This is a genomic window from Faecalibacterium sp. Marseille-Q4137, assembly GCF_017377535.1.
Taxonomy (GTDB): Bacteria; Bacillota; Clostridia; order Oscillospirales; family Ruminococcaceae; genus Faecalibacterium; species Faecalibacterium duncaniae.
On record NZ_JAFREK010000048.1, the window covers coordinates 1 to 19,403 of the forward strand.

Genomic DNA, 19,403 nt, shown 5'->3' on the forward strand with positions numbered 1-19,403 from the left:
GGTAAAGGGCATTTAACGACGAAACTGGCTAAAATAAGTAAACAGGTAACGTCTATTGAATTAGACAGTCATCTATTCAACTTATCGTCAGAAAAATTAAAACTGAATACTCGTGTCACTTTAATTCACCAAGATATTCTACAGTTTCAATTCCCTAACAAACAGAGGTATAAAATTGTTGGGAATATTCCTTACCATTTAAGCACACAAATTATTAAAAAAGTGGTTTTTGAAAGCCGTGCGTCTGACATCTATCTGATTGTTGAAGAAGGATTCTACAAGCGTACCTTGGATATTCACCGAACACTAGGGTTGCTCTTGCACACTCAAGTCTCGATTCAGCAATTGCTTAAGCTGCCAGCGGAATGCTTTCATCCTAAACCAAAAGTAAACAGTGTCTTAATAAAACTTACCCGCCATACCACAGATGTTCCAGATAAATATTGGAAGCTATATACGTACTTTGTTTCAAAATGGGTCAATCGAGAATATCGTCAACTGTTTACTAAAAATCAGTTTCATCAAGCAATGAAACACGCCAAAGTAAACAATTTAAGTACCATTACTTATGAGCAAGTATTGTCTATTTTTAATAGTTATCTATTATTTAACGGGAGGAAATAATTCTATGAGTCGCTTTTTTAAATTTGGAAAGTTACACTTTTTAATAACGGAGGGAATGGAATGAAAAAACTTGTAACCTTGCTTCTTTCGCTTGCTTTAGTGCTATCTCTTGCAGCTTGTGGCGGAGAAGCGACACCTGACGCATCTGACGATGCCCCCGCTTCTTCTCAAAATGAAGAAAGCACCGAAAACGACAACACCGAAAATTAAATCGTATTTGAGGAAGTTGTTGCCATTGACAACGCAGAGTGTGCGGTAAAAATTACCGAAATCGACCCCGATAATATGTGGGGCTACACTCTGAAAGCACAGCTTGAAAACAAGTCCACAGAGAAAACCTATATGTTCTCTGTCGAGAGTGCTTCCATCAATGGTGTTCAGTGCGATCCAATGTTTGCAAGCGAGGTAGCTGCTGGCAAAAAGGCTAACGAAGAAATCAACTTTAGCACCGATACTCTTGAGGAAAATGGTATTGTTGAATACACAGATATTGAATTGACTTTCAAGGTGTATGATAGCAATGATTGGTCTGCTGACCCTGTTGGAAAGGAAACAATCCATGTCTATCCATACGGAGAAGAAAACGCTGTTGCATTTGTGAGAGAAGCACAGGCTACTGATAATGTGATTATCGATAATGATTATGTTACTGTTATCGTAACAGGCTATGAAGATGATGAGATATGGGGCTATACTGCCAATCTGTTCTTGCTGAACAAGACAGACAAAACGGTAATGTTCAGCGTTGATGACGCATCTGTAAACGGCTTTATGGCAGACCCATTCTATGCAACTTCTGTTTCTGCCGGAAAATGTGCATTTAGTTCTATGGCATGGTCTGATACAACTTTAGAGGAAAACGGAATTACCGAAGTGGAAGAAATCGAAGTCCTGTTTAGAGCATACGATGCTGATGATTTTATGGGCGAAGATTTTGCAAATGAGGTAATTACATTAAATCCGTAACGAGATGAGGTGTGCAACATGAAAACGGCAAAATTAGTAATCGGAATTATCAGCATGGTTTTATTTGTTTTAGTAGCTTTTCAATCTTGCGCTGCCGGATTAGGAAATGCTTTAGCAGATAACGGCGAAGTAAGCGGAACATCAGGAATGTTGCTTGCTTTCTGTATGCTGATTGCAGGCATCGTTGGAGTAGCAACCCGAAAGAGCAAAGGCGGCGGAATTGTTGCCGGAGTATTCTATCTGTTGGGCGGACTGCTGGGAATTGTAAATTACGGTAGCTTCTCTGACCTTGCTATCTGGTCTGTCCTTTGTTTCATTTTCGGAGCTGTCTTTATTTTGGGCTCCTTGAAAATGAAGAAAGCAGATAAAAGTAACACAGACGCGGCAGAATAATATTATTCAAATAACAATAACATAATTCCCCAACAGGGCGACTATTTCCAAACCGAAGTAGCCGCCCTTTTCTTTTACTAAAAATCAAAAAGGAGGGCTACCATGTCGAAGAAAAAACCACCGACCACCATCGAGGAATGTAACGCCGAAATGGAACTGACACAGAAGAAAATCCGGCAGTATGAGAACAGGAACAAAATGCTTGACCGCAAACTTGCCATTGAGAAGCGCAAGGAGCGCAACCACCGTCTTTGTTCGCGGGGCGGCTACCTTGAAAGCCTTGTCCCGGCACTCATTGATATGTCAGAACAGGAAGCCCGCGACTTCCTCTACACCGCGGTTTTCAGCGACAAAGCGCAGGAGTTTTTGAGAAAACGAGCCGGAGAAGCGACACCGAAGAATTACCCTTGCACACAAGGGCGCACTTATACACCCTAACGGGCGTGTGCGCTCTGCCGAGGGCTTTATCTCCGCACCGGGCATTATTGCCTTGTGCAGAGATTGGCGGCTTGCGCCGCGACAGGGAAACCTACACTTTCCCTGCGACAGCTTGCGCTGTCTACCCTTTTGTGTACCCCACGAAAGCGAACACCTTGCTTTGCAAGCTATTCACTTTCATGGGGTTTTGTTGACCGTATCGGGAGGTGATACTATCGCAATCTACCATTGCAGCATTAAGATTGTCAGCCGGGGAAAGGGCAAATCTGCCGTAGCCGCAGCAGCCTACCGCGCCGGAGAGAAGCTGACAAACGAGTGGGACGGACTGACCCACGACTATACAAGAAAAGGCGGCGTTGTTCATTCTGAAATCATGCTGCCGCCCCATGCCCCACCCTCTTTCTCTGACCGTTCTATTCTATGGAACAGCGTGGAGCAAATCGAAAAATCGAATAACTCACAGCTTGCGAGGGAAATCGAAATCGCCCTACCTGTTGAACTTTCAAGAGAGGAACAGACCCGCCTTGTCCGGGAATACTGTTCCTCTCAATTTGTTTCCAAAGGAATGTGCGCCGACTTCAATATCCACGACACAGGCAACGGCAACCCACACGCTCATATCCTTTTGACTATGCGCCCCCTTGATGAAAAAGGCACATGGGCGGCGAAGTCAAAAAAGGAATATGTCCTTGACGAAAATGGGGAGCGCGTAAAGCTGCCAAGCGGCAGATACAAGACGCGCAAGGTTGACCTTATGGACTGGAACAGGCAGGAGAACGCCGACCTATGGCGCAAGGCGTGGGCTGACCTTGCCAACGACTATTTAGAGCGAAGCGGCAGCGCGGAGCGTATCGACCACCGCAGCCATGCAGAGCGTGGTATTGAGGAACTCCCCACCGTCCACATGGGTGTTGCAGCTTCCCAAATGGAGAAGAAAGGCATAGCCACCGACAAGGGAGAAATCAACCGCATGATACAAAAGACCAACCGACTTATGCGGGAAATCCGGGGCTATATCGACAGCTTGAAAGAATGGCTTGCGGAGGTTTTCGCCGCTAAGAAGCAACTGCAAGCTGCCCCGCACTCTCCCGATATTGCCACGCTGCTTACAAGGTATTTGAGCATTGAACGAGAGAAAAGCCGGAAGTATTCACAGGGCTGGCAGCAACAGCATACTGCCGGGGAATTGCAAAAAATCAGCAAGGCGATTGTCTATCTGCAAAGCAAGGGCATTGCTACCCTTGAAGATTTGGACGCTGCCCTTTCCTCTGTTGATGAAGAAGCAAAGCGGCTGAATACAAGCGTTGTTGCCAAGCAGAAGCGCATGAGGACATTGGAAAAGTTTATCGAGCATGGCAGCAACTACAACCGCTTGAAGCCCATTCACGATGAACTGAAAACGCTGAAAAACGGATGGGGCAAAAAGAGAGAAAAATTTGAGCAAGCCCACGAAAGCGACCTCATTATCTGGAACGCCGCCAACCGTTTCCTGCACGCAAATCTGCCGGAGGGTACAAAGTCTTTCAAGGTGTCCGAGTGGCAGAAAGAATTTGACGAACTGAAAGCCCAATCCACAGGCGAATATGAAGAACTGAAAACAAAGCGCAGCGAGGTTAAGGAGTTACAGCAAATCCGAAAGTGCATTGATATTGTAGAGCAAGCCGAGCAGCGCACACAGGAACAGACACACCAAACACCAAGACGCAAAAAGGAGGATATTTCCCTATGACCTACACCAAAGAACAGATTGACCGGGCAAATCAGACCGACCTTGTATCATTCCTGCAAGCCCAGGGCGAACAGCTTGAACGCGCCGGACAGGAGTACCGTTGGAAACGGCACGACAGCTTGACGGTCAGAGAAAACAGATGGTATCGGCACAGCCAGAGCAAAGGCGGCGGTCCGATTGATTTTGTCATGGAGTTTTACGGCAAAAGTTTTCTTGAAGCCGTTGAAATGCTGATAGGCGAACGGGGCGAAGCACCCCCACCCGTCTATCTGCAATTCAGACTACCACCCAAAAGCCCCGACAACCAAACAGCGAGGAACTACCTTACAGCCGCCCGGCGCATTGATGAAGATGTGTCGGGCTTTTTCTTTTCCTGCGGAGATCTCTACGAGGAAGCCGCCCACCATAACGCCGTATTTGTCGGCAGAGATGAAAGCGGCATACCGAGATATGCCCACCAACGGGGAACGGTGGGCAGCTTCCGGCTTGATGTGAAAGGCAGCGACAAGACTTTTAACTTCTGCTACCGGGGCGAGGGCGAAAGGCTTTTTGTCTTTGAAGCCCCCATTGACCTGTTATCTTTCCTCTGCCTGTTCAAAAAGGAATGGCAGAAACAAAGCTATCTGTCATTGGGCGGCGTGAGTGAAAAAGCCCTGCTGCGTTTTCTCTCTGACCGTCCGAATATCAAGACCGTCTATCTCTGCCTTGACAGCGACAAAGCCGGGACAGACGCTTGCAGCCGCCTTAACAGCATTATCCCCCAAGGCTACACCGTCAATCGCCTTGTACCGTTGTTCAAAGACTGGAACGAGGTTTTACAGCGTAAAGAGGAAATTACAGACGGAAAATATCTGCGCGAAGCTGTCTATGGCTTGCGTGAGCCGCAACAGGAAGAAACCGTTGAAATTATCCGCATGAGCGAGGTTGACACACAGACCGTTGAATGGCTATGGGAGCCGTATATCCCTTTTGGAAAGGTAACAATCGTACAGGGCAACCCCGGCGAGGGAAAAACCACCCTTGCCCTGCGCCTTTGCGCCGCCTGTACCAACCGCAAGCCCTTTCCGGCTATGGCAGAGCATGAGCCTTTTAATGTTATCTATCAGACCGCAGAGGACGGTTTGGGCGATACCGTCAAGCCGCGCCTTATGGAAGCGGACGCAGACCTTGACCGGGTACTTGTCATTGACGAGGGCAAACAGGAATTGTCCTTATCCGATGAACGCATAGAAAGGGCAATCCGGCAGACCGGGGCGCGTCTTATAATCCTTGACCCCATACAGGCGTATGTAGGCGAAAAAACGGATATGAACAAGGCAAACGAAATACGCCCTATCTTTCGCCGCCTTGCCGAAGTTGCAGAGCGTACCGGGTGTGCCGTTGTGCTTATCGGGCACTTGAACAAAGCTGCCGGAGGTCAGAGCGCATACCGGGGATTAGGCTCTATCGACTTCCGAGCCGCCGCTCGTAGTGTGCTGCTCATAGGGCGCGTGAAACGAGAGCCGAATGTGCGCGTTATCATTCACGACAAATCTTCCCTTGCACCGGAGGGTAAGCCTATGGCGTTTTCGTTGGGCGCGGAAAGCGGCTTTTCATGGATAGGCGAATATGACATTACCGCTGATGAACTGCTGTCCGGCACAGGCGGCAACACCGAAACCAAGACCGAGCAAGCGGAAAGGTTGATACTCGATTTACTTGCAGACGGTAAGGAAATGGCAAGCGAGGATATTGTCAAGGCGGCAGCCGAAGCCGGAATATCCGAAAGAACGGTACAAAATGCCAAGCGCAGCATGGGCGGCATATTGGGCGCAAGGCGCGTTGGAAGTCAATGGTACAACTTCATCAAGAAGAAGCAGCCGCCCGAAACTGCAAAATGAAAGTGCAAAACGCAGAGCCTTTGCACCTTGCACTTTCGCACTTTCACTTTATCAACTCGCCCCATGTTGACCGCATGGGGCTTTTCTCTTGAAAAAATCCTGTTTTGCGTCAATAAATTGCGAAAAGCACTTGACAAAACGCTTCATGGGGCACCGCCAAGGATATTGAGCCGTTCATGGCACCCAAGTTTGCAGACAACATCATCCTGACCAAAACGGAACGGCTGATGATGTCCAACCGCCCACCGGACCCCAAAAACGCCCGGAACAAAAATGTGCTGGTGGTGGGAGGCTCCGGCAGCGGCAAGACGAGATTTTGGCTTAAACCCAACCTTTTACAATGTCATAGTTCCTATGTGGTCACTGACCCGAAAGGTAGTATCGTGGTCGAGTGCGGGAACGCACTTCTGAAAAACGGTTACAAGCTGAAAATCCTGAACACCATCAACTTCAAAAAGTCCATGCACTATAACCCCTTCGCCTATGTCCACAGCGAAAAGGACATTCTCAAACTGGTCACAACCCTGATGACCAACACCAAAGGCGAAGGGTCCGGTGGGGACCCATTTTGGGAGAAAAGCGAACGTCTTTTGCTCACTGCCCTGATCGCGTATCTGCATTATGAAGCCCCGGTGGAGGAACAAAACTTCGCTACTTTGCTGGAAATGCTCAACACCATGCAGGTACTGGAGGATGACGAGGAATACCAGAACCCTGTGGACTTGCTGTTTGAGGAACTGGCAAAAAAGAAGCCCAACAGCTTTGCCGGGCGGCAGTACAAACTTTACAAGCTGGCTGCCGGAAAGACCGCAAAATCCATCCTTATTTCCTGTGGTGCCAGATTAGCCCCCTTCGACATCCAAGAGTTGCGTGACCTCACTATGTACGATGAACTGCAACTGGACACGCTGGGCGATAAGAAAACGGCGTTGTTCCTCATCATGTCGGACACGGATTCCACCTTCAACTTCCTGATCTCGATGGTCTACACCCAGCTTTTCAATCTGCTGTGCGATAAAGCAGATGATGTGTACGGCGGCAAGCTGCCTGTCCATGTGCGGTGTCTCATCGACGAGTGCGCCAACATCGGGCAGATTCCCAATCTGGAAAAACTGGTGGCGACCATCCGCAGCCGTGAGATCTCCGCCTGCCTTGTTTTGCAGGCGAGAAGCCAGTTGAAAGCCATCTACAAGGACAACGCAGACACCATTGTGGGCAACATGGACAGCCAGATATTTCTGGGCGGTTCGGAACCTACTACCCTGAAAGACCTGTCGGAAATGCTGGGCAAGGAGACCATCGACGCATTCAACACCTCGGACACCCGTGGCAACAGCCCCAGTTACGGCACTACGTTCCAGAAGATGGGGCATGAATTATTGAGCCGGGACGAACTGGCAGTGCTGGACGGCGGCAAGTGTATTTTGCAGCTGCGAGGTGTGCGTCCCTTTCTTTCTGACAAGTACGACCTGACCCAGCACCCCAACTACAAGTTGACCTCGGACTACGACCCCAAAAACACCTTCGATATTGAAAAGTATCTGAACCGAAAAGAAAAAATCAATCCCAATGATGAATTTGTTGTGATTGACGCTGATTCGCTCCCGCCTGCCTGACCCGGTAGGCGGTTTTATTTTACCCCGGTCAGAAAGGTGCACCAGAAAATCAGCCTTGCTACGGTTATGCAGCGTAAAACCACAAGATTTCGGGTGTGTACAAATGACCGGAAACGCTTTATAATAAAGGAGAAAAGACTATGGAATTCTTCAACTCTGCGATCGAAGTTCTTCAGACTCTGGTTGTCGCTCTGGGTGCCGGTCTCGGTGTTTGGGGTGCCATCAACCTGCTGGAAGGTTATGGTAACGATAACCCCGGCAGCAAGAGTCAGGGCATGAAGCAGCTCATGGCTGGCGGCGGCGTTGCTCTGGTCGGCATTACCCTGATTCCCCTGCTGAGCGGTCTGTTCGGTTAAGAACAGCGGGCGGCGATTGCCGCCCGGTACATACTATAAATAGGGAAAGCCATAGTAACTATCTCACATACAGAAGGTGAAGCAGATGAGCGAGATTTTATTGTATCATGGCAGTAAAGAAGAAGTTGTCTATCCCGAAATCCGCATCACACGGTATACAAAGGACTTTTCTTGGGGATTCTACTGCACGAACAACTATCAGCAAGCCTACCGCTGGGCAGACCGCCGTTCTGCCGATGGCCTTGTGAACATCTATCGCTATGTAGAAAATCCCGACCTGAAGATCCTGCGTTTCCCTGAAATGTCGGACGAATGGCTGGATTTTATTGCAAAATGTCGTGCAGGTGAAACCCATCCCTACGATATTGTTGAGGGACCCATGGCAGACGACACCATTTGGGATTACGTCAACGGATTTACGTCCGGGCAAATCAGCCGTGAAGCATTTTGGGCATTGGCGAAGTTCAAGCATCCAACACACCAGATCAGCTTTCATACCGTAAACGCTTTGCACTGCCTGACCTTTGAGAGGAGTGAACCCATCCATGACCGAAAAGCAGAAAAATGATGTTCTCTATGTTTGCAGCCTGATCGAGACCATTGCCCGCAAGACCAAAAATCATCGGCAGGATGTGATTCGTCACTTCACAAAAGCCGACATCGAACGGCAGCTCCGGCTGGCAGAAGTAAACCATTGCCTGTCCTTTGAGCAGGTTTCAGATGAACTGATTGAAGATCTCAACATCCCGGATGGGGATTTTGATACCGCCGCAGAGTGCCGCTATACGGTTCCTTCTGCAACCTCCATCGGAATGCTGTACCAGGGGCTGGTGCTGTCCACCATGAAGGATGATGATGCAGCACAGGCAATTCTGGATGTTTTTTCGTCGTTTATCACGGATGAGATCTCCGATTTCAATTCCAACGTATACTACACCAATCCTGATTATCTCCGCTGCTCCTATCTGGAGGGCAAGATGCTTGCTTGATTTCCACTTTCTTACCGCTAGGAGCATAGTGAATGAATGATTACAAGCCTTACAAACAACTCAAGCAGAAACAGAAGGCTAAAGTTGTAGAGCGGATGTATAAAGAACTTCATCAGTTCTTTTCCGATAATCAACGGTTTCCTGATACCCCGGATGAACATGAGTTGCTTGCTCGTCAAATTTTTTCGCACATTCCATACCATGTTTCCTTCGATGAGTTCTATGCCGTATATAATAAAAAGCATTCCGCTATTGAACAGCGTCTCGCAGAAAAAGGATTGCCGGAACATCTGCTTCATCGTGAGGAACGCAGACAGGAAAAACTGAATCGTCCTGCTGTAAAAATGACAAAGCCCCACAGAAAGAAGAAAAAGAAACAGGTGTTCGAGCCACTCGTGGAACAGAATGATGATTTCTTCTTTATTGCTGGTTATACTTCTGGCGGTGCCCCTTATGGTGTCACATGGGAAGAAATGGGACTAGAGCCTTGGGAAGAACTTGTATAAATATTATTGCCATTGCCGATTGCCAAAAGCAGTCGGCATTTTTGTTTTCATCGGCTTCTGAGTCGATTATTCCATACGGCGGCTTGAGCAACAAAGGAGCCCTCTGCAGCTTGCAGTTTTATTGAATGTCCGTACTCCAAGCCGTGTTTTTTATCCACCCATCAATGAAAGGCGGTGTCTTATGCAGTTTTTGACCCACATTATTTTTCTCCTGAATCTCCTCAAGACCCTTATCAACCACTTCAGCTAAGGACGGTGACTGCTGAATGGAAACCGTTCTCAAGGCCATTGCCGACTGGATCAAAGGCATCCTGACGGCAGGCATTATGTCAAACTTGTCTGGCCTGTTCGACGATGTAAACGCACAGGTTGGCAACATCGCACAGCAGGTGGGCACCAAGCCCTCCAGCTTTGAGCCGAGAGTGTTCGCCATGATTGAAGCCCTTTCCCGGAACGTGGTGCTGCCCATTGCAGGCATCATCCTGACCTTCATCGCCTGCTATGAGTTGATTGAAATGATCACCCAGCACAACAATATGGCGCAGTTTGAGCCTGCCCTCATCATGCGCTGGATTTTTAAGACCGCTGTTTCGGTGTGGCTCATCAGCAACACCTTCGATATTGTGATGGCGGTGTTCGACATCACCCAGAAGGTAGTGTCCGATTCCAGCGGCATCATTGCCGGAAATACCCGTGTCAACGACATTGGTTTGTCTATGCTGCAATCCAGCCTGATGCAGATGGACGTTGGTCCCCTGTTCGGGCTTTTCCTGCAATCCTTTTTCATCGGCATCACCATGCGGATATTGAGCATCGTGATTTTCGTCATCGTCTACGGAAGAATGATTGAGATATATTGCATGGTGAGCCTTGCGCCCATCCCCATGGCAACCTTCGGCAACCACGAGCAATCGCACATGGGGCAGAACTACCTGAAATGCCTGTTTGCACTGGGCTTTCAGGGCTTCTTGATTTTGATTTGTGTTGCCATTTACGCAGTGCTGATCCAGAGCGTGGCGATTTCCGGGGATGCCATCAACTCCATTTGGAGCATTGTGGGCTATACCGTTCTGCTTTGTTTCAGCCTGTTCAAGACCAGCTCGGTGACGAAATCCGTCCTCGGAGCGCACTAAAGGAGGTGTTTGATTGGCTGCGTATATTTCAGTTCCCCGTGACCTGACGAAAGTAAAATCGAAGGTCGCATTCAACCTGACGAAGCGGCAACTGCTTTGTTTCGGCACAGCGGCTCTCATTGGAGTGCCGCTGTTTTTTGTTCTCCGGGATTCCGGCGGCAACACTGCCGCCACCCTCGGCATGATGGCCGTGATGCTGCCGGCGTTCTTCCTTGGGATGTACGAAAAGAACGGCCAGCCTTTGGAAAAGCTGCTGTCGTACTATGTGCAGTCCCGGTTTCTCCGCCCGAAGATTCGCCCCTATAAGACCAACAACTACTATGCGATTTTGATGAAGGGAGGCATGACCCATGATCCCGTTTTGGAAAAAGACCGATAAGCACAGTAAGCCGCAGTCTGCGCAGAAGCGCAGGCAGAACGCAAAGCCTGCTGTGCCCCGGACCGCCCAGCAGTCCATCCCCATGCAGCGAATGTTTGAGGATGGTACCTGTCGGGTGAAGCCCAACTACTACACCCGTACCATCCAGTATCAGGACATCAATTATCAGCTCGCCCAGCAGGAGGACAAGACCGCCATTTTTGAAGAATGGTGCAGTTTTCTGAATTTCTTCGATAGCTCCATCAAATTTGAGCTGTCCTTTGTGAATATGGCGACTGACAGCACCGAGTTTGAAAAGAGCATCCGCATTCCGTTCCAGAAGGACGGCTTTGACGATGTTCGTGCGGAGTATTCCCAGATGCTGCGCCAGCAGCTTGCCAAGGGCAATAATGGTCTGACCAAGACCAAGTTCATCACCTTCGGTGTGGAGGGCGAAAGCATGGCGCAGGTCAAGCCCCGGCTCGACCACATTCAGAATGACCTGCTGAACAATTTCCATCGGCTGGGTGTGCAGGCAAAGCCCCTGAATGGTGTCCAGCGGCTGAAACTTATGCACGATATGTTCAACATGGACGGTGCCAGCAAATTTCATTTTGACTGGAAAGACCTTGTGAAAAGCGGCCTTTCGGTAAAGGATGCCATTGCGCCCACCGCCTTTGCCTTCAAAAACTCCCGGACGTTCCAGATGGGCGGCATCTATTGCGCCGCCAGCTTTCTGAGCATCACGGCTTCCGACATCAGCGACCAGCTTTTGAAGGATTTTCTGGACATGGATTCCAGCCAGATCGTCACCATGCACATCCAGTCCGTTGACCAGAACCGTGCCATCAAAACGGTCAAGCGCACCATCACGGAACTTGATAGATCAAAGATCGAGGAGCAGAAGAAAGCCATCCGCGCCGGATATGATATCGACATCATTCCGTCGGATTTGGCAACCTATGGCAGAGATGCAAAAGCCCTGCTGAAAGAATTGCAGAGCCAGAACGAGCGGATGTTCCTCGTCACCTTTCTGGTTCTGAACACCGGCAGGACTGAACAGGAACTGGAAAACAATGTTTTTCAGGCATCCAGCATCGCCCAGAAGCACAACTGCAATCTCTGTCGGCTGGATTTCCAGCAGGAGCAGGGCTTGATGAGCAGCCTGCCGCTGGCGGATTGCCAGATCGAGATTCAGCGGGGACTGACCACCAGCAGCACTGCCATCTTCATCCCCTTTACCACGCAGGAATTGTACCAGAGCGGAAAAGAATCGCTGTACTACGGCTTGAATGCCTTGTCCAATAACCTTATCATGGTTGACCGCAAGAAGCTGAAAAATCCCAATGGGCTTATCCTCGGCACTCCCGGTTCTGGCAAGTCCTTCAGCGCAAAGCGTGAGATCTGCAATGCGTTTCTGGTGACAGATGATGATATTATCATCTGCGACCCGGAAGCGGAGTACGCTCCGCTGGTGGAGCGTCTGCATGGGCAGGTCATCCACATCAGCCCTGCCAGTACCCAGTATATCAACCCCATGGACATCAACAGCAACTACTCGGAAGAGGATAACCCTCTGGCTTTGAAAGCTGACTTTGTGCTGTCCCTGTGCGAACTGGTGGTCGGCGGCAAAGAGGGCTTGCAGCCGGTGGAAAAGACGGTCATTGACCGCTGCGTCCATGTGATCTACCGCAAGTATTTCGAGAATCCCCTCCCGGAAAATATGCCCTTGCTGGAAGATCTGTACAACGCACTGCTGACGCAGGATGAACCGGAAGCCCGCCATGTGGCGGCTGCGCTGGAAATCTACGTCAAGGGCAGTTTGAACATTTTCAACCACCACACCAACGTGGATATCCACAACCGTATCGTCTGTTTTGACATCAAACAGCTTGGCAAGCAGCTCAAAAAGCTGGGGATGCTCATCGTGCAGGATGCCGTGTGGGGGCGCGTGACCGCCAACCGTGAAGCCGGAAAATCCACCCGGTATTTTGTCGATGAGTTTCACCTCTTGCTGAAAGAGGAACAGACTGCGGCGTATTCCGTGGAGATCTGGAAGCGTTTCCGCAAATGGGGCGGCATCCCCACCGGCCTGACCCAGAATTGCAAAGATTTGCTGTCCAGCCCCGAAGTGTCGAACATTTTTGAAAATTCGGATATGATTATCATGCTGAATCAGGCCAATGGTGACCGACAGATTCTTGCCAAGCAGCTGAACATCTCGCCCCACCAGTTGTCCTACGTTACGCACAGCGGTTCCGGTGAAGGTCTGCTGTTCTACGGCAACACAATTCTGCCCTTTGTTGACCACTTCCCGCATGATCTGGAACTGTATAAGATCATGACCACCAAATTGTCCGAGGTAACGGGGGCGGAAAAGCATGAGTGAGAATCAGCCGAAGCTGAAATTTGAGGAGGATAAGGAGCGCACGGCCACGCGCTCCCCGCCGAAAAAATCCAAGGTGGAGCAGTCGGTGCCCAAAAAGAAAAAGCTGAAACTGGATGCAGACAAAGCAGTGGAAAAATCCCAGCACCTGCGTTTCGGCAAGGCCGAAATCACCCCCGATGAAGCATCCCGCATGACCAAACAGCAGAAACGTGCCATGTATGCCGCTGCTGCCGCCCAATCTGCGGTGCATCGGGAGGTTGACCAGTACGAGGACGATAATGTGGGCACGCAGGCTTTAAGCGAGGGCGAAAAGGCAGCAGGAAATGTCCGGGATATTTCCAAGAGCATCTATGCCCGGAAGCTGAAAAAGAAAGCCAAAATGCAGGGCAAGAAGGGGGCCAAAACCGCAAAATCTTCCCCGCAGAAGCCGACTGCAGCACAAGATGCAGGCGCATCCGGCACCGGCGAGGGCAGTTCCAACTGGCTTTCCCGGTGGCGGCAGAAGCAGGACATCCGGCAAAGCTACTATGCCGCCGCCCATTCGGGTACAGCGGCACAGACCGCAGGCGGTAAAACGGTATCCAATGGCACCACCGCTGCAAAGTCCGGTATGGAGCAGATCATCGACAAAGGAAGATCGGTGGTCAGTACCGCAGTCAACGGGATTGCCAATTTTGCAAAGAGCAACGCACACGTTCTGGTGATCGTGGGCGTTTTTCTTTTACTCCTGCTACTGGTCATGTCGGCATTTTCGTCCTGTTCCATCCTGTTCAGTGGTACCACGCAGGTCAGCGGCCAGACCATCTATACCGCCGAAGACCGGGACATTAAAGGTGCAGAAACGGACTACAAAAAGTTAGAGAAAGATCTTGATAAAAAGATCAAGCGCACTCCCACCGACCATCCCGGATATGACGAGTATCAATATCATCTGGATGAGATTACTCATGACCCGTGGCAGCTCACTTCGTTCCTGACCACTTTGTACGATGACTACACCCGCAGCGAGGTGCAGGGCAAGTTGAAGGAGACCTTCAAAAAGCAGTACAAGCTGACCACATGGGTGGAAGTCCAGACCCGGTACCGCACGGTAGTGATGATTGATATTTTTACAGGTATACCCTACACCACACAGGTGCCTTACCAGTATAAGATCTTCCACACCAAATTAGAGAATCGAGGGCTGGAAGTTGTTATCCGGGAAGAGTTGACGGAAGATCAGTGGAAGCGGTATGAGATTTTTCAAGATACCAAAGGTGGCAGACCGTACCTGTTCAAAGGTGGTCTGCCTGCTGGCGGTTCCGATGGCTCTGGCACACCCGGAATCGACTATACCGTTCCTGCAGAAGCCCTGACTGATGAGGAGTTCGCCGCCATCTACAAGGAAGCCCAAAAGTATGTGGGCACGCCTTACGTCTGGGGCGGCTCTACCCCGGAAACCGGGTTCGATTGCAGCGGCTATGTCTGTTGGGTCTACAACCAGAACGGTTACAATGTGGGGCGCACCACCGCCAATGGCCTGTGGAATAAGAGCCAGCACATTTCCGAAGCCGAAGCAAAACCCGGTGATCTTGTTTTCTTTGAAGGAACGTATGATACGCCGGGGAAAAGTCATGTGGGAATCTACCTCGGCAACGGCATGATGGTGTCCGCTGGCGACCCCATAAAGTATGCCGATATTCATTCGTCCTACTGGCAGAAATATCTGTCCGGTTTTGGGCGGCTCTCAAAATGATTGGAGGAAAGTATGAGCGAAAAACTCGATAAGCTGCGTGCTTCTCTGGAAAAAGAGAAGGAGCGGCGCATCAAGATCAACAACCGCATCGAAAGCCTTGAGCGGCGGATTCAGGAAGCGGAAGCCGCCGAAGTGAACGAGATGGTTCGGACGGCAAAGGTCACGCCGGAACAGCTGGCTGCGCTGCTGCGGCAGTCTACAAACACTACCCCGAACCCGGCTGCGCTGTCCGCAGTCGGTGCTACCATTGATAAGGAGGACCCCGATAATGAAGATGATGAATAAGGTTTGTGCGCTGGTGCTGTCGGTGGCACTGTGCGCTGGCATGGCAGCTCCTGCTTTTGCCTATGGCGGTGAGCCTGTGGAGGAAGTGGAGCAGCCTGTCCTGACTGCCACTCCTGATGAGTCGGATGCCGTTACCGTGACCGACGAGGAATCCGGTGCTCTGACCCCGGAGGGCAACCTGACGCTGGTGGACGATTACCACACCGACTATTCCGATGGCAGCGGACAGCAGTTTATCACGTTGGTCAGCAAGTCGGGCAATACGTTCTATCTGGTCATTGATAGGAACAGCAAAGGGGCGCAGACAGTCCACTTTATGAATCTGGTGGACGAGGCCGACCTGCTGGCACTGATGGAGGAAGAAGATGCCGATGTCTACACTGCTGAAAAAGAAGCGGCGGCGCAGGCAGAGCAGGACAGGCTGAAAGCTGAGGAAGAAGCCAAGAAAGCCGCAGAAGAAGCGGCGGCATCCGGCACGGAACAGCCCAAGGAAAACAAGGTCACAAAGATCGCGTCCGGCTTTCTGGGCGTGGTCGTGCTGATCGCACTGGCGGCAGGCGGCGGCTTCTATTTCTATGTCCAGCAGAAAAACAAGAAACATGCAGAAAAAGAAGCCCTCGACCCCGATGCAGGTTATACCGAGGACAAGGGCGATTTTGAGATTCCCACCGAGGACGAGCCGGAGGAGACAGGCGAAGAAGATACCGAACCTATCTGATTTTAAGGCGGCGGTCTGCCGCCTTACATATTGCAATCCGAAACAGAATGGAGGGATATTTATCGCAAAATTGATCGTAGCAGAAAAACCGTCCGTTGCCATGGCTTACGCTAAAGTCCTCGGTGCCACCAGCCGTCAGGACGGCTATCTTGAGGGCAACGGCTATCTCGTCTGTTGGTGTATCGGTCATCTGGTAGAGTTGGCCCCGCCCAATGTTTACGATGCCAAATACGTCAAGTGGAGCATTGCAGATTTGCCCATCCTGCCGGAAAGGTGGCAGTATCTGGTGTCTGCGTCTACCCAAAAACAGTTTGGCATCCTGCAAAAGCTCATGCACCGCCCGGATGTGGACAGCATCGTGAACAGTTGCGACGCAGGACGCGAAGGAGAACTGATTTTCCGGTTGGTCTACCAACAGGCGCAGTGCAAAAAGCCCTTTTCGCGGCTCTGGCTTTCCAGTATGGAGGAAAACGCCATCCGAGAGGGGGTCGCCCATCTCAAACCGTCAACTGAATACGATGCGCTGTACAACGCAGCACTCTGCCGGGAACGTGCCGACTGGCTGGTCGGCATCAATGCGTCCCGGCTTTTTTCGTGCCTGTACGGCCAACCGCTGGCGGTGGGGCGTGTTATGACCCCGGTGCTTGCCATGACGGTGGTGCGGGAAGCCGCCATCGCCGCCTTTGTGCCGGAGAAATTCTACACGGTAGATCTGGAACTGACCAGCGGCTGCACAGCATCCAGCAAACGGTTTGCACAGAAAGCGGATGCCGAGCTGTTGCTTTCTAAATGTCGAAAGGAGGGGCGTGTCACGGTGCAGAAGATGGAACGCAAGGAAAAGTCCGAAAGCCCGCCGGCGCTGTACGACCTGACCACCCTTCAGCGGGATGCCAACCGCCTACTGGGATTTACGGCGCAGCAGACCTTGGACTATGCCCAAAGTCTTTACGAAAAACGGCTCATCACCTATCCCCGAACGGACAGTCGTTTCCTGACCGATGATATGGCGGCATCCCTGCCGGGGCTGGTGACGGACACGGGCAAGGCGTTTGCCGTGGAGGAACCGGTTCCCATCCATGTGCAGCAAGTCATCAACGGCAGCAAGGTCACCGACCACCATGCGCTGCTGCCCACGAAAAGCATGGCAAACGCAGACCTTGCCGCACTCCCTGCCGGGGAGCGGAATGTTCTGCGGCTGATTGCCGCTCGACTGCTCTGCGCCGTAGGCGAGCCGCACCGCTATGCAGAAACCACGCTCACCACCATTTGCGCTGGAGAGGAATTCTCTGCAAAAGGCAAGGTGATGTTGTCCGAGGGATGGAAAGCCATGGAGCAAAAAATGCTGGGCGAACTGTTGGGCAAGCAGAAAGAGGCGGCTGTTCTGCCGGATGTGCAGGAGCAGAGCCAATGCAGCATTGCCGGTGCCGAACTGAAAGAGGGTCAGACCTCTGCACCGAAGCATTTTACGGAAGATTTACTGTTACACTCGATGGAAACCGCCAGTGCGGACAGTATGCCGGAGGGCGTGGAGCGTCAGGGCATCGGCACCCCGGCAACGAGAGCCGCCACCATCGAAAAACTGGTGCAGAAGGGTTTTCTGGAGCGCAAGGGCACCAAGAAAACCAAGGTACTGCTGCCTACCGACAAGGGCAAAGCCCTTATTACGGTGATGCCCGAAGAAATCCAATCCCCGGAAATGACCGCCGATTGGGAAACAAAACTGCTGCAAATCGAACGTGGCGAAATGGAGCCGAGTGAATTTATGACTGAGATCAATACGATGGTTACCGAACTGGTAAAGAAGACGGAAATGAAAAAAGGAGCGAATGCACTTATGAAAAGCAAGATTATTGGTGTCTGTCCGAACTGTGGGAAGCCTGTCGTGGAGCGTGAAAAGGGCTGGTTCTGCGAGAACCGGGAGTGCCGTTTCGTGCTGTGGAAGGACAATGCGTTCTTCAAGCGTCTGGGCAAGCGGCTGGACGCTCATGTGGCGGACAAGCTGCTGCGGGATGGGCGTGTCCGTCTGAAGGACTGCAAGAGTGCCAAGGGCAAGACCTACAACGCCACCGTGCTGCTGTCCTGTGAAGCCGATGGCCGCAGCAAGTTTTCGCTGGAATTTGAGGGTGGGTGCTGATGGAGCAGATAAAAGAAGCGGTCTACCTTATCAATGATGAACGCTATCTGCATCTCCGGGAAAACGGTGCAGGGGTCGGCTTTGCCACCTATAACAAGGTAACTGGCGAGCCGCTGGAAAGTGGGCAGATCTCGGAAAAGAATCTGCCGCCGGATGGACGGAACGCCATTCCTGCTGCCCGGAACTGGTATCTGTTTGAGCTTTCGGACGATGACCGCAAGATCATCCAACAGGAAAGCGTAAAGATCCTCGAAAACATCCCACAGGCGGGCATCGGCAGACGGCGCATCTGGGAGCCGGAAACGCTGCCGAAGGATATTCGTCTCATCAACAGCCACTACGACGACCTCTATCGTATTCCAGATGGCGGCGTGATTCAGGTGGATTACCCGGATGGGCGCAGTTTTACAGCACGGGTGAAACATCTGGATGATTACCACTTTGACATGGGCGGTCTGGGCAATGTGTTCCACATCTGCCAGTTTGCCGAGGTCATGGAACGAAACCATGCAAACTTCTACCCCGAAATTCAGACACAGGACGAGCAGGCTGCATGGGAACTGGGCGGCAAGGGCTATCTTGCTATCCAGTCCTGTGAGGACGGCTGGGACTACACTATTTACCACAGTGATTATTCCGTAATGGACGGTGGGCAGCTGGATGCCCCGGAGCTGACCATTCAGGAAGCTCGTGAGCAGATTCTGGAAGCGCACCACTTGGAAAAGGGGCGGCGCCTGTTGCAGGACTACGATGCCGTCATGGATAAAGTTGCGGAAGCTGAGGAACTGAGCGCAGACCACCGCCCTTCCACACTGGAAAAGCTGGCAGAACTGGCAAGTGATACGTCTGCGCCAAAATCCTCTGCACGGTCTGCGCCAGAACTGTGAGGTGGACAATGCAGCAAAAATGGAACCAGAATTTTGACGGCGAACTCATGCCGGACATCCCGCAGAAATTTCTGAACGCAGGATGCGATGTTTATATGGTGATGCAACTGCGGCATGACGAAAAAATCCTCGATGAAAGATTTGCTTCTATGCGGGAGTTGAATCGTCGAGGCAAAACGCCCGACCCGGAGCATTACGAGGTCACCTACTACGCTGATCTGCCCGCCATGTGGCAGGATGTGCCGAACAACGAGGTTTTGGAAGAAC

At 51.1% G+C, this 19,403-nt stretch carries 18 protein-coding genes and 3 pseudogenes; all 21 read left to right on the forward strand.

Annotation, left to right across the window (positions count from 1 at the left end):
• Window positions 1–624: 23S ribosomal RNA methyltransferase Erm (gene erm / locus J3353_RS14015; RefSeq protein ID WP_118554331.1), on the forward strand; the 624-nt coding region annotated here is incomplete at its 5' end.
• Window positions 569–747: pseudogene (locus J3353_RS14020) on the forward strand (rRNA adenine methyltransferase); the annotation flags it as partial. The gene erm and the pseudogene J3353_RS14020, both read left to right, overlap by 56 nt.
• Window positions 748–966: 219 nt before the next feature.
• Entirely contained in the window at window positions 967–1,590 is a 624-nt protein-coding gene (locus J3353_RS14030; protein WP_097783055.1) for a hypothetical protein, read from the forward strand.
• A gap of 18 nt (window positions 1,591–1,608) precedes the next feature.
• Window positions 1,609–1,983: a hypothetical protein gene (locus J3353_RS14035; protein WP_072851246.1), complete on the forward strand. Its 375-nt coding sequence runs from the start codon at window positions 1,609–1,611 to the stop codon at window positions 1,981–1,983.
• A gap of 102 nt (window positions 1,984–2,085) precedes the next feature.
• Complete coding sequence (locus tag J3353_RS14040) at window positions 2,086–2,421, forward strand: DUF3847 domain-containing protein (protein WP_071143482.1); 336 nt, start codon at window positions 2,086–2,088, stop codon at window positions 2,419–2,421.
• 214 nt (window positions 2,422–2,635) lie between these two features.
• Window positions 2,636–4,150, forward strand: a complete 1,515-nt coding sequence (mobQ, locus tag J3353_RS14045; protein ID WP_071143644.1) for a MobQ family relaxase — start codon at window positions 2,636–2,638, stop codon at window positions 4,148–4,150.
• The gene (locus J3353_RS14050) at window positions 4,147–6,030 is read left to right on the forward strand and encodes an AAA family ATPase (protein ID WP_071143481.1); all 1,884 of its coding nucleotides are present in this window, start codon (window positions 4,147–4,149) and stop codon (window positions 6,028–6,030) included. Before mobQ ends, J3353_RS14050 begins: the two co-directional genes overlap by 4 nt.
• Before the next feature lie 137 nt (window positions 6,031–6,167).
• Window positions 6,168–7,646, forward strand: a pseudogene (locus J3353_RS14055) (VirD4-like conjugal transfer protein, CD1115 family); the annotation flags it as partial.
• A gap of 140 nt (window positions 7,647–7,786) precedes the next feature.
• The gene (locus J3353_RS14060; RefSeq protein ID WP_055186938.1) at window positions 7,787–8,002 is read left to right on the forward strand and encodes a Maff2 family mobile element protein; all 216 of its coding nucleotides are present in this window, start codon (window positions 7,787–7,789) and stop codon (window positions 8,000–8,002) included.
• Window positions 8,003–8,087: 85 nt separating this feature from the next.
• Window positions 8,088–8,570, forward strand: a complete 483-nt coding sequence (locus J3353_RS14065; RefSeq protein WP_154256793.1) for a DUF3990 domain-containing protein — start codon at window positions 8,088–8,090, stop codon at window positions 8,568–8,570.
• Complete coding sequence (locus tag J3353_RS14070; RefSeq protein WP_154256791.1) at window positions 8,548–8,991, forward strand: hypothetical protein; 444 nt, start codon at window positions 8,548–8,550, stop codon at window positions 8,989–8,991. The genes J3353_RS14065 and J3353_RS14070 overlap by 23 nt, the downstream gene beginning before the upstream one ends.
• A 32-nt stretch (window positions 8,992–9,023) precedes the next feature.
• A complete protein-coding gene (locus J3353_RS14075; protein ID WP_154256789.1) occupies window positions 9,024–9,497 on the forward strand; it encodes a hypothetical protein in 474 nt (157 codons plus the stop codon).
• A gap of 266 nt (window positions 9,498–9,763) precedes the next feature.
• The gene (locus tag J3353_RS14080) at window positions 9,764–10,630 is read left to right on the forward strand and encodes a VirB6/TrbL-like conjugal transfer protein, CD1112 family (protein ID WP_154256787.1); all 867 of its coding nucleotides are present in this window, start codon (window positions 9,764–9,766) and stop codon (window positions 10,628–10,630) included.
• Between the two features lie 13 nt (window positions 10,631–10,643).
• Complete coding sequence (locus tag J3353_RS14085; protein ID WP_097800166.1) at window positions 10,644–11,009, forward strand: PrgI family protein; 366 nt, start codon at window positions 10,644–10,646, stop codon at window positions 11,007–11,009.
• Complete coding sequence (locus J3353_RS14090; protein ID WP_207685088.1) at window positions 10,981–13,377, forward strand: VirB4-like conjugal transfer ATPase, CD1110 family; 2,397 nt, start codon at window positions 10,981–10,983, stop codon at window positions 13,375–13,377. The genes J3353_RS14085 and J3353_RS14090 overlap by 29 nt, the downstream gene beginning before the upstream one ends.
• Window positions 13,370–15,112, forward strand: coding sequence for a C40 family peptidase (locus J3353_RS14095; RefSeq protein ID WP_015565183.1), 1,743 nt, complete (start codon window positions 13,370–13,372; stop codon window positions 15,110–15,112). The genes J3353_RS14090 and J3353_RS14095 overlap by 8 nt, the downstream gene beginning before the upstream one ends.
• Before the next feature lie 12 nt (window positions 15,113–15,124).
• The gene (locus J3353_RS14100; RefSeq protein ID WP_015565182.1) at window positions 15,125–15,397 is read left to right on the forward strand and encodes a DUF4315 family protein; all 273 of its coding nucleotides are present in this window, start codon (window positions 15,125–15,127) and stop codon (window positions 15,395–15,397) included.
• A complete protein-coding gene (locus J3353_RS14105; RefSeq protein WP_207685089.1) occupies window positions 15,381–16,115 on the forward strand; it encodes a DUF4366 domain-containing protein in 735 nt (244 codons plus the stop codon). Before J3353_RS14100 ends, J3353_RS14105 begins: the two co-directional genes overlap by 17 nt.
• A gap of 100 nt (window positions 16,116–16,215) precedes the next feature.
• The gene (locus tag J3353_RS14110) at window positions 16,216–18,249 is read left to right on the forward strand and encodes a type IA DNA topoisomerase (protein ID WP_242700982.1); all 2,034 of its coding nucleotides are present in this window, start codon (window positions 16,216–16,218) and stop codon (window positions 18,247–18,249) included.
• Entirely contained in the window at window positions 18,249–19,136 is an 888-nt protein-coding gene (locus J3353_RS14115; protein WP_207685090.1) for an LPD16 domain-containing protein, read from the forward strand. Before J3353_RS14110 ends, J3353_RS14115 begins: the two co-directional genes overlap by 1 nt.
• 8 nt (window positions 19,137–19,144) lie before the next feature.
• A pseudogene (locus tag J3353_RS14120) lies at window positions 19,145–19,403 on the forward strand (hypothetical protein); the annotation flags it as partial.

Excerpts from the sequence above, each read along its gene's own strand:
- J3353_RS14030 (WP_097783055.1), top strand. The coding sequence starts at position 967 with ATGTTCTCTGTCGAGAGTGCTTCCATCAATGGTGTTCAGTGCGATCCA.
- J3353_RS14035 (WP_072851246.1), top strand. The coding sequence starts at position 1,609 with ATGAAAACGGCAAAATTAGTAATCGGAATTATCAGCATGGTTTTATTT.
- J3353_RS14040 (WP_071143482.1), top strand. The coding sequence starts at position 2,086 with ATGTCGAAGAAAAAACCACCGACCACCATCGAGGAATGTAACGCCGAA.
- J3353_RS14050 (WP_071143481.1), top strand. The coding sequence starts at position 4,147 with ATGACCTACACCAAAGAACAGATTGACCGGGCAAATCAGACCGACCTT.
- J3353_RS14060 (WP_055186938.1), top strand. The coding sequence starts at position 7,787 with ATGGAATTCTTCAACTCTGCGATCGAAGTTCTTCAGACTCTGGTTGTC.
- J3353_RS14065 (WP_154256793.1), top strand. The coding sequence starts at position 8,088 with ATGAGCGAGATTTTATTGTATCATGGCAGTAAAGAAGAAGTTGTCTAT.
- J3353_RS14070 (WP_154256791.1), top strand. The coding sequence starts at position 8,548 with ATGACCGAAAAGCAGAAAAATGATGTTCTCTATGTTTGCAGCCTGATC.
- J3353_RS14075 (WP_154256789.1), top strand. The coding sequence starts at position 9,024 with ATGAATGATTACAAGCCTTACAAACAACTCAAGCAGAAACAGAAGGCT.
- J3353_RS14080 (WP_154256787.1), top strand. The coding sequence starts at position 9,764 with ATGGAAACCGTTCTCAAGGCCATTGCCGACTGGATCAAAGGCATCCTG.
- J3353_RS14090 (WP_207685088.1), top strand. The coding sequence starts at position 10,981 with ATGATCCCGTTTTGGAAAAAGACCGATAAGCACAGTAAGCCGCAGTCT.
- J3353_RS14095 (WP_015565183.1), top strand. The coding sequence starts at position 13,370 with ATGAGTGAGAATCAGCCGAAGCTGAAATTTGAGGAGGATAAGGAGCGC.
- J3353_RS14100 (WP_015565182.1), top strand. The coding sequence starts at position 15,125 with ATGAGCGAAAAACTCGATAAGCTGCGTGCTTCTCTGGAAAAAGAGAAG.
- J3353_RS14105 (WP_207685089.1), top strand. The coding sequence starts at position 15,381 with ATGAAGATGATGAATAAGGTTTGTGCGCTGGTGCTGTCGGTGGCACTG.
- J3353_RS14110 (WP_242700982.1), top strand. The coding sequence starts at position 16,216 with ATGGCTTACGCTAAAGTCCTCGGTGCCACCAGCCGTCAGGACGGCTAT.
- J3353_RS14115 (WP_207685090.1), top strand. The coding sequence starts at position 18,249 with ATGGAGCAGATAAAAGAAGCGGTCTACCTTATCAATGATGAACGCTAT.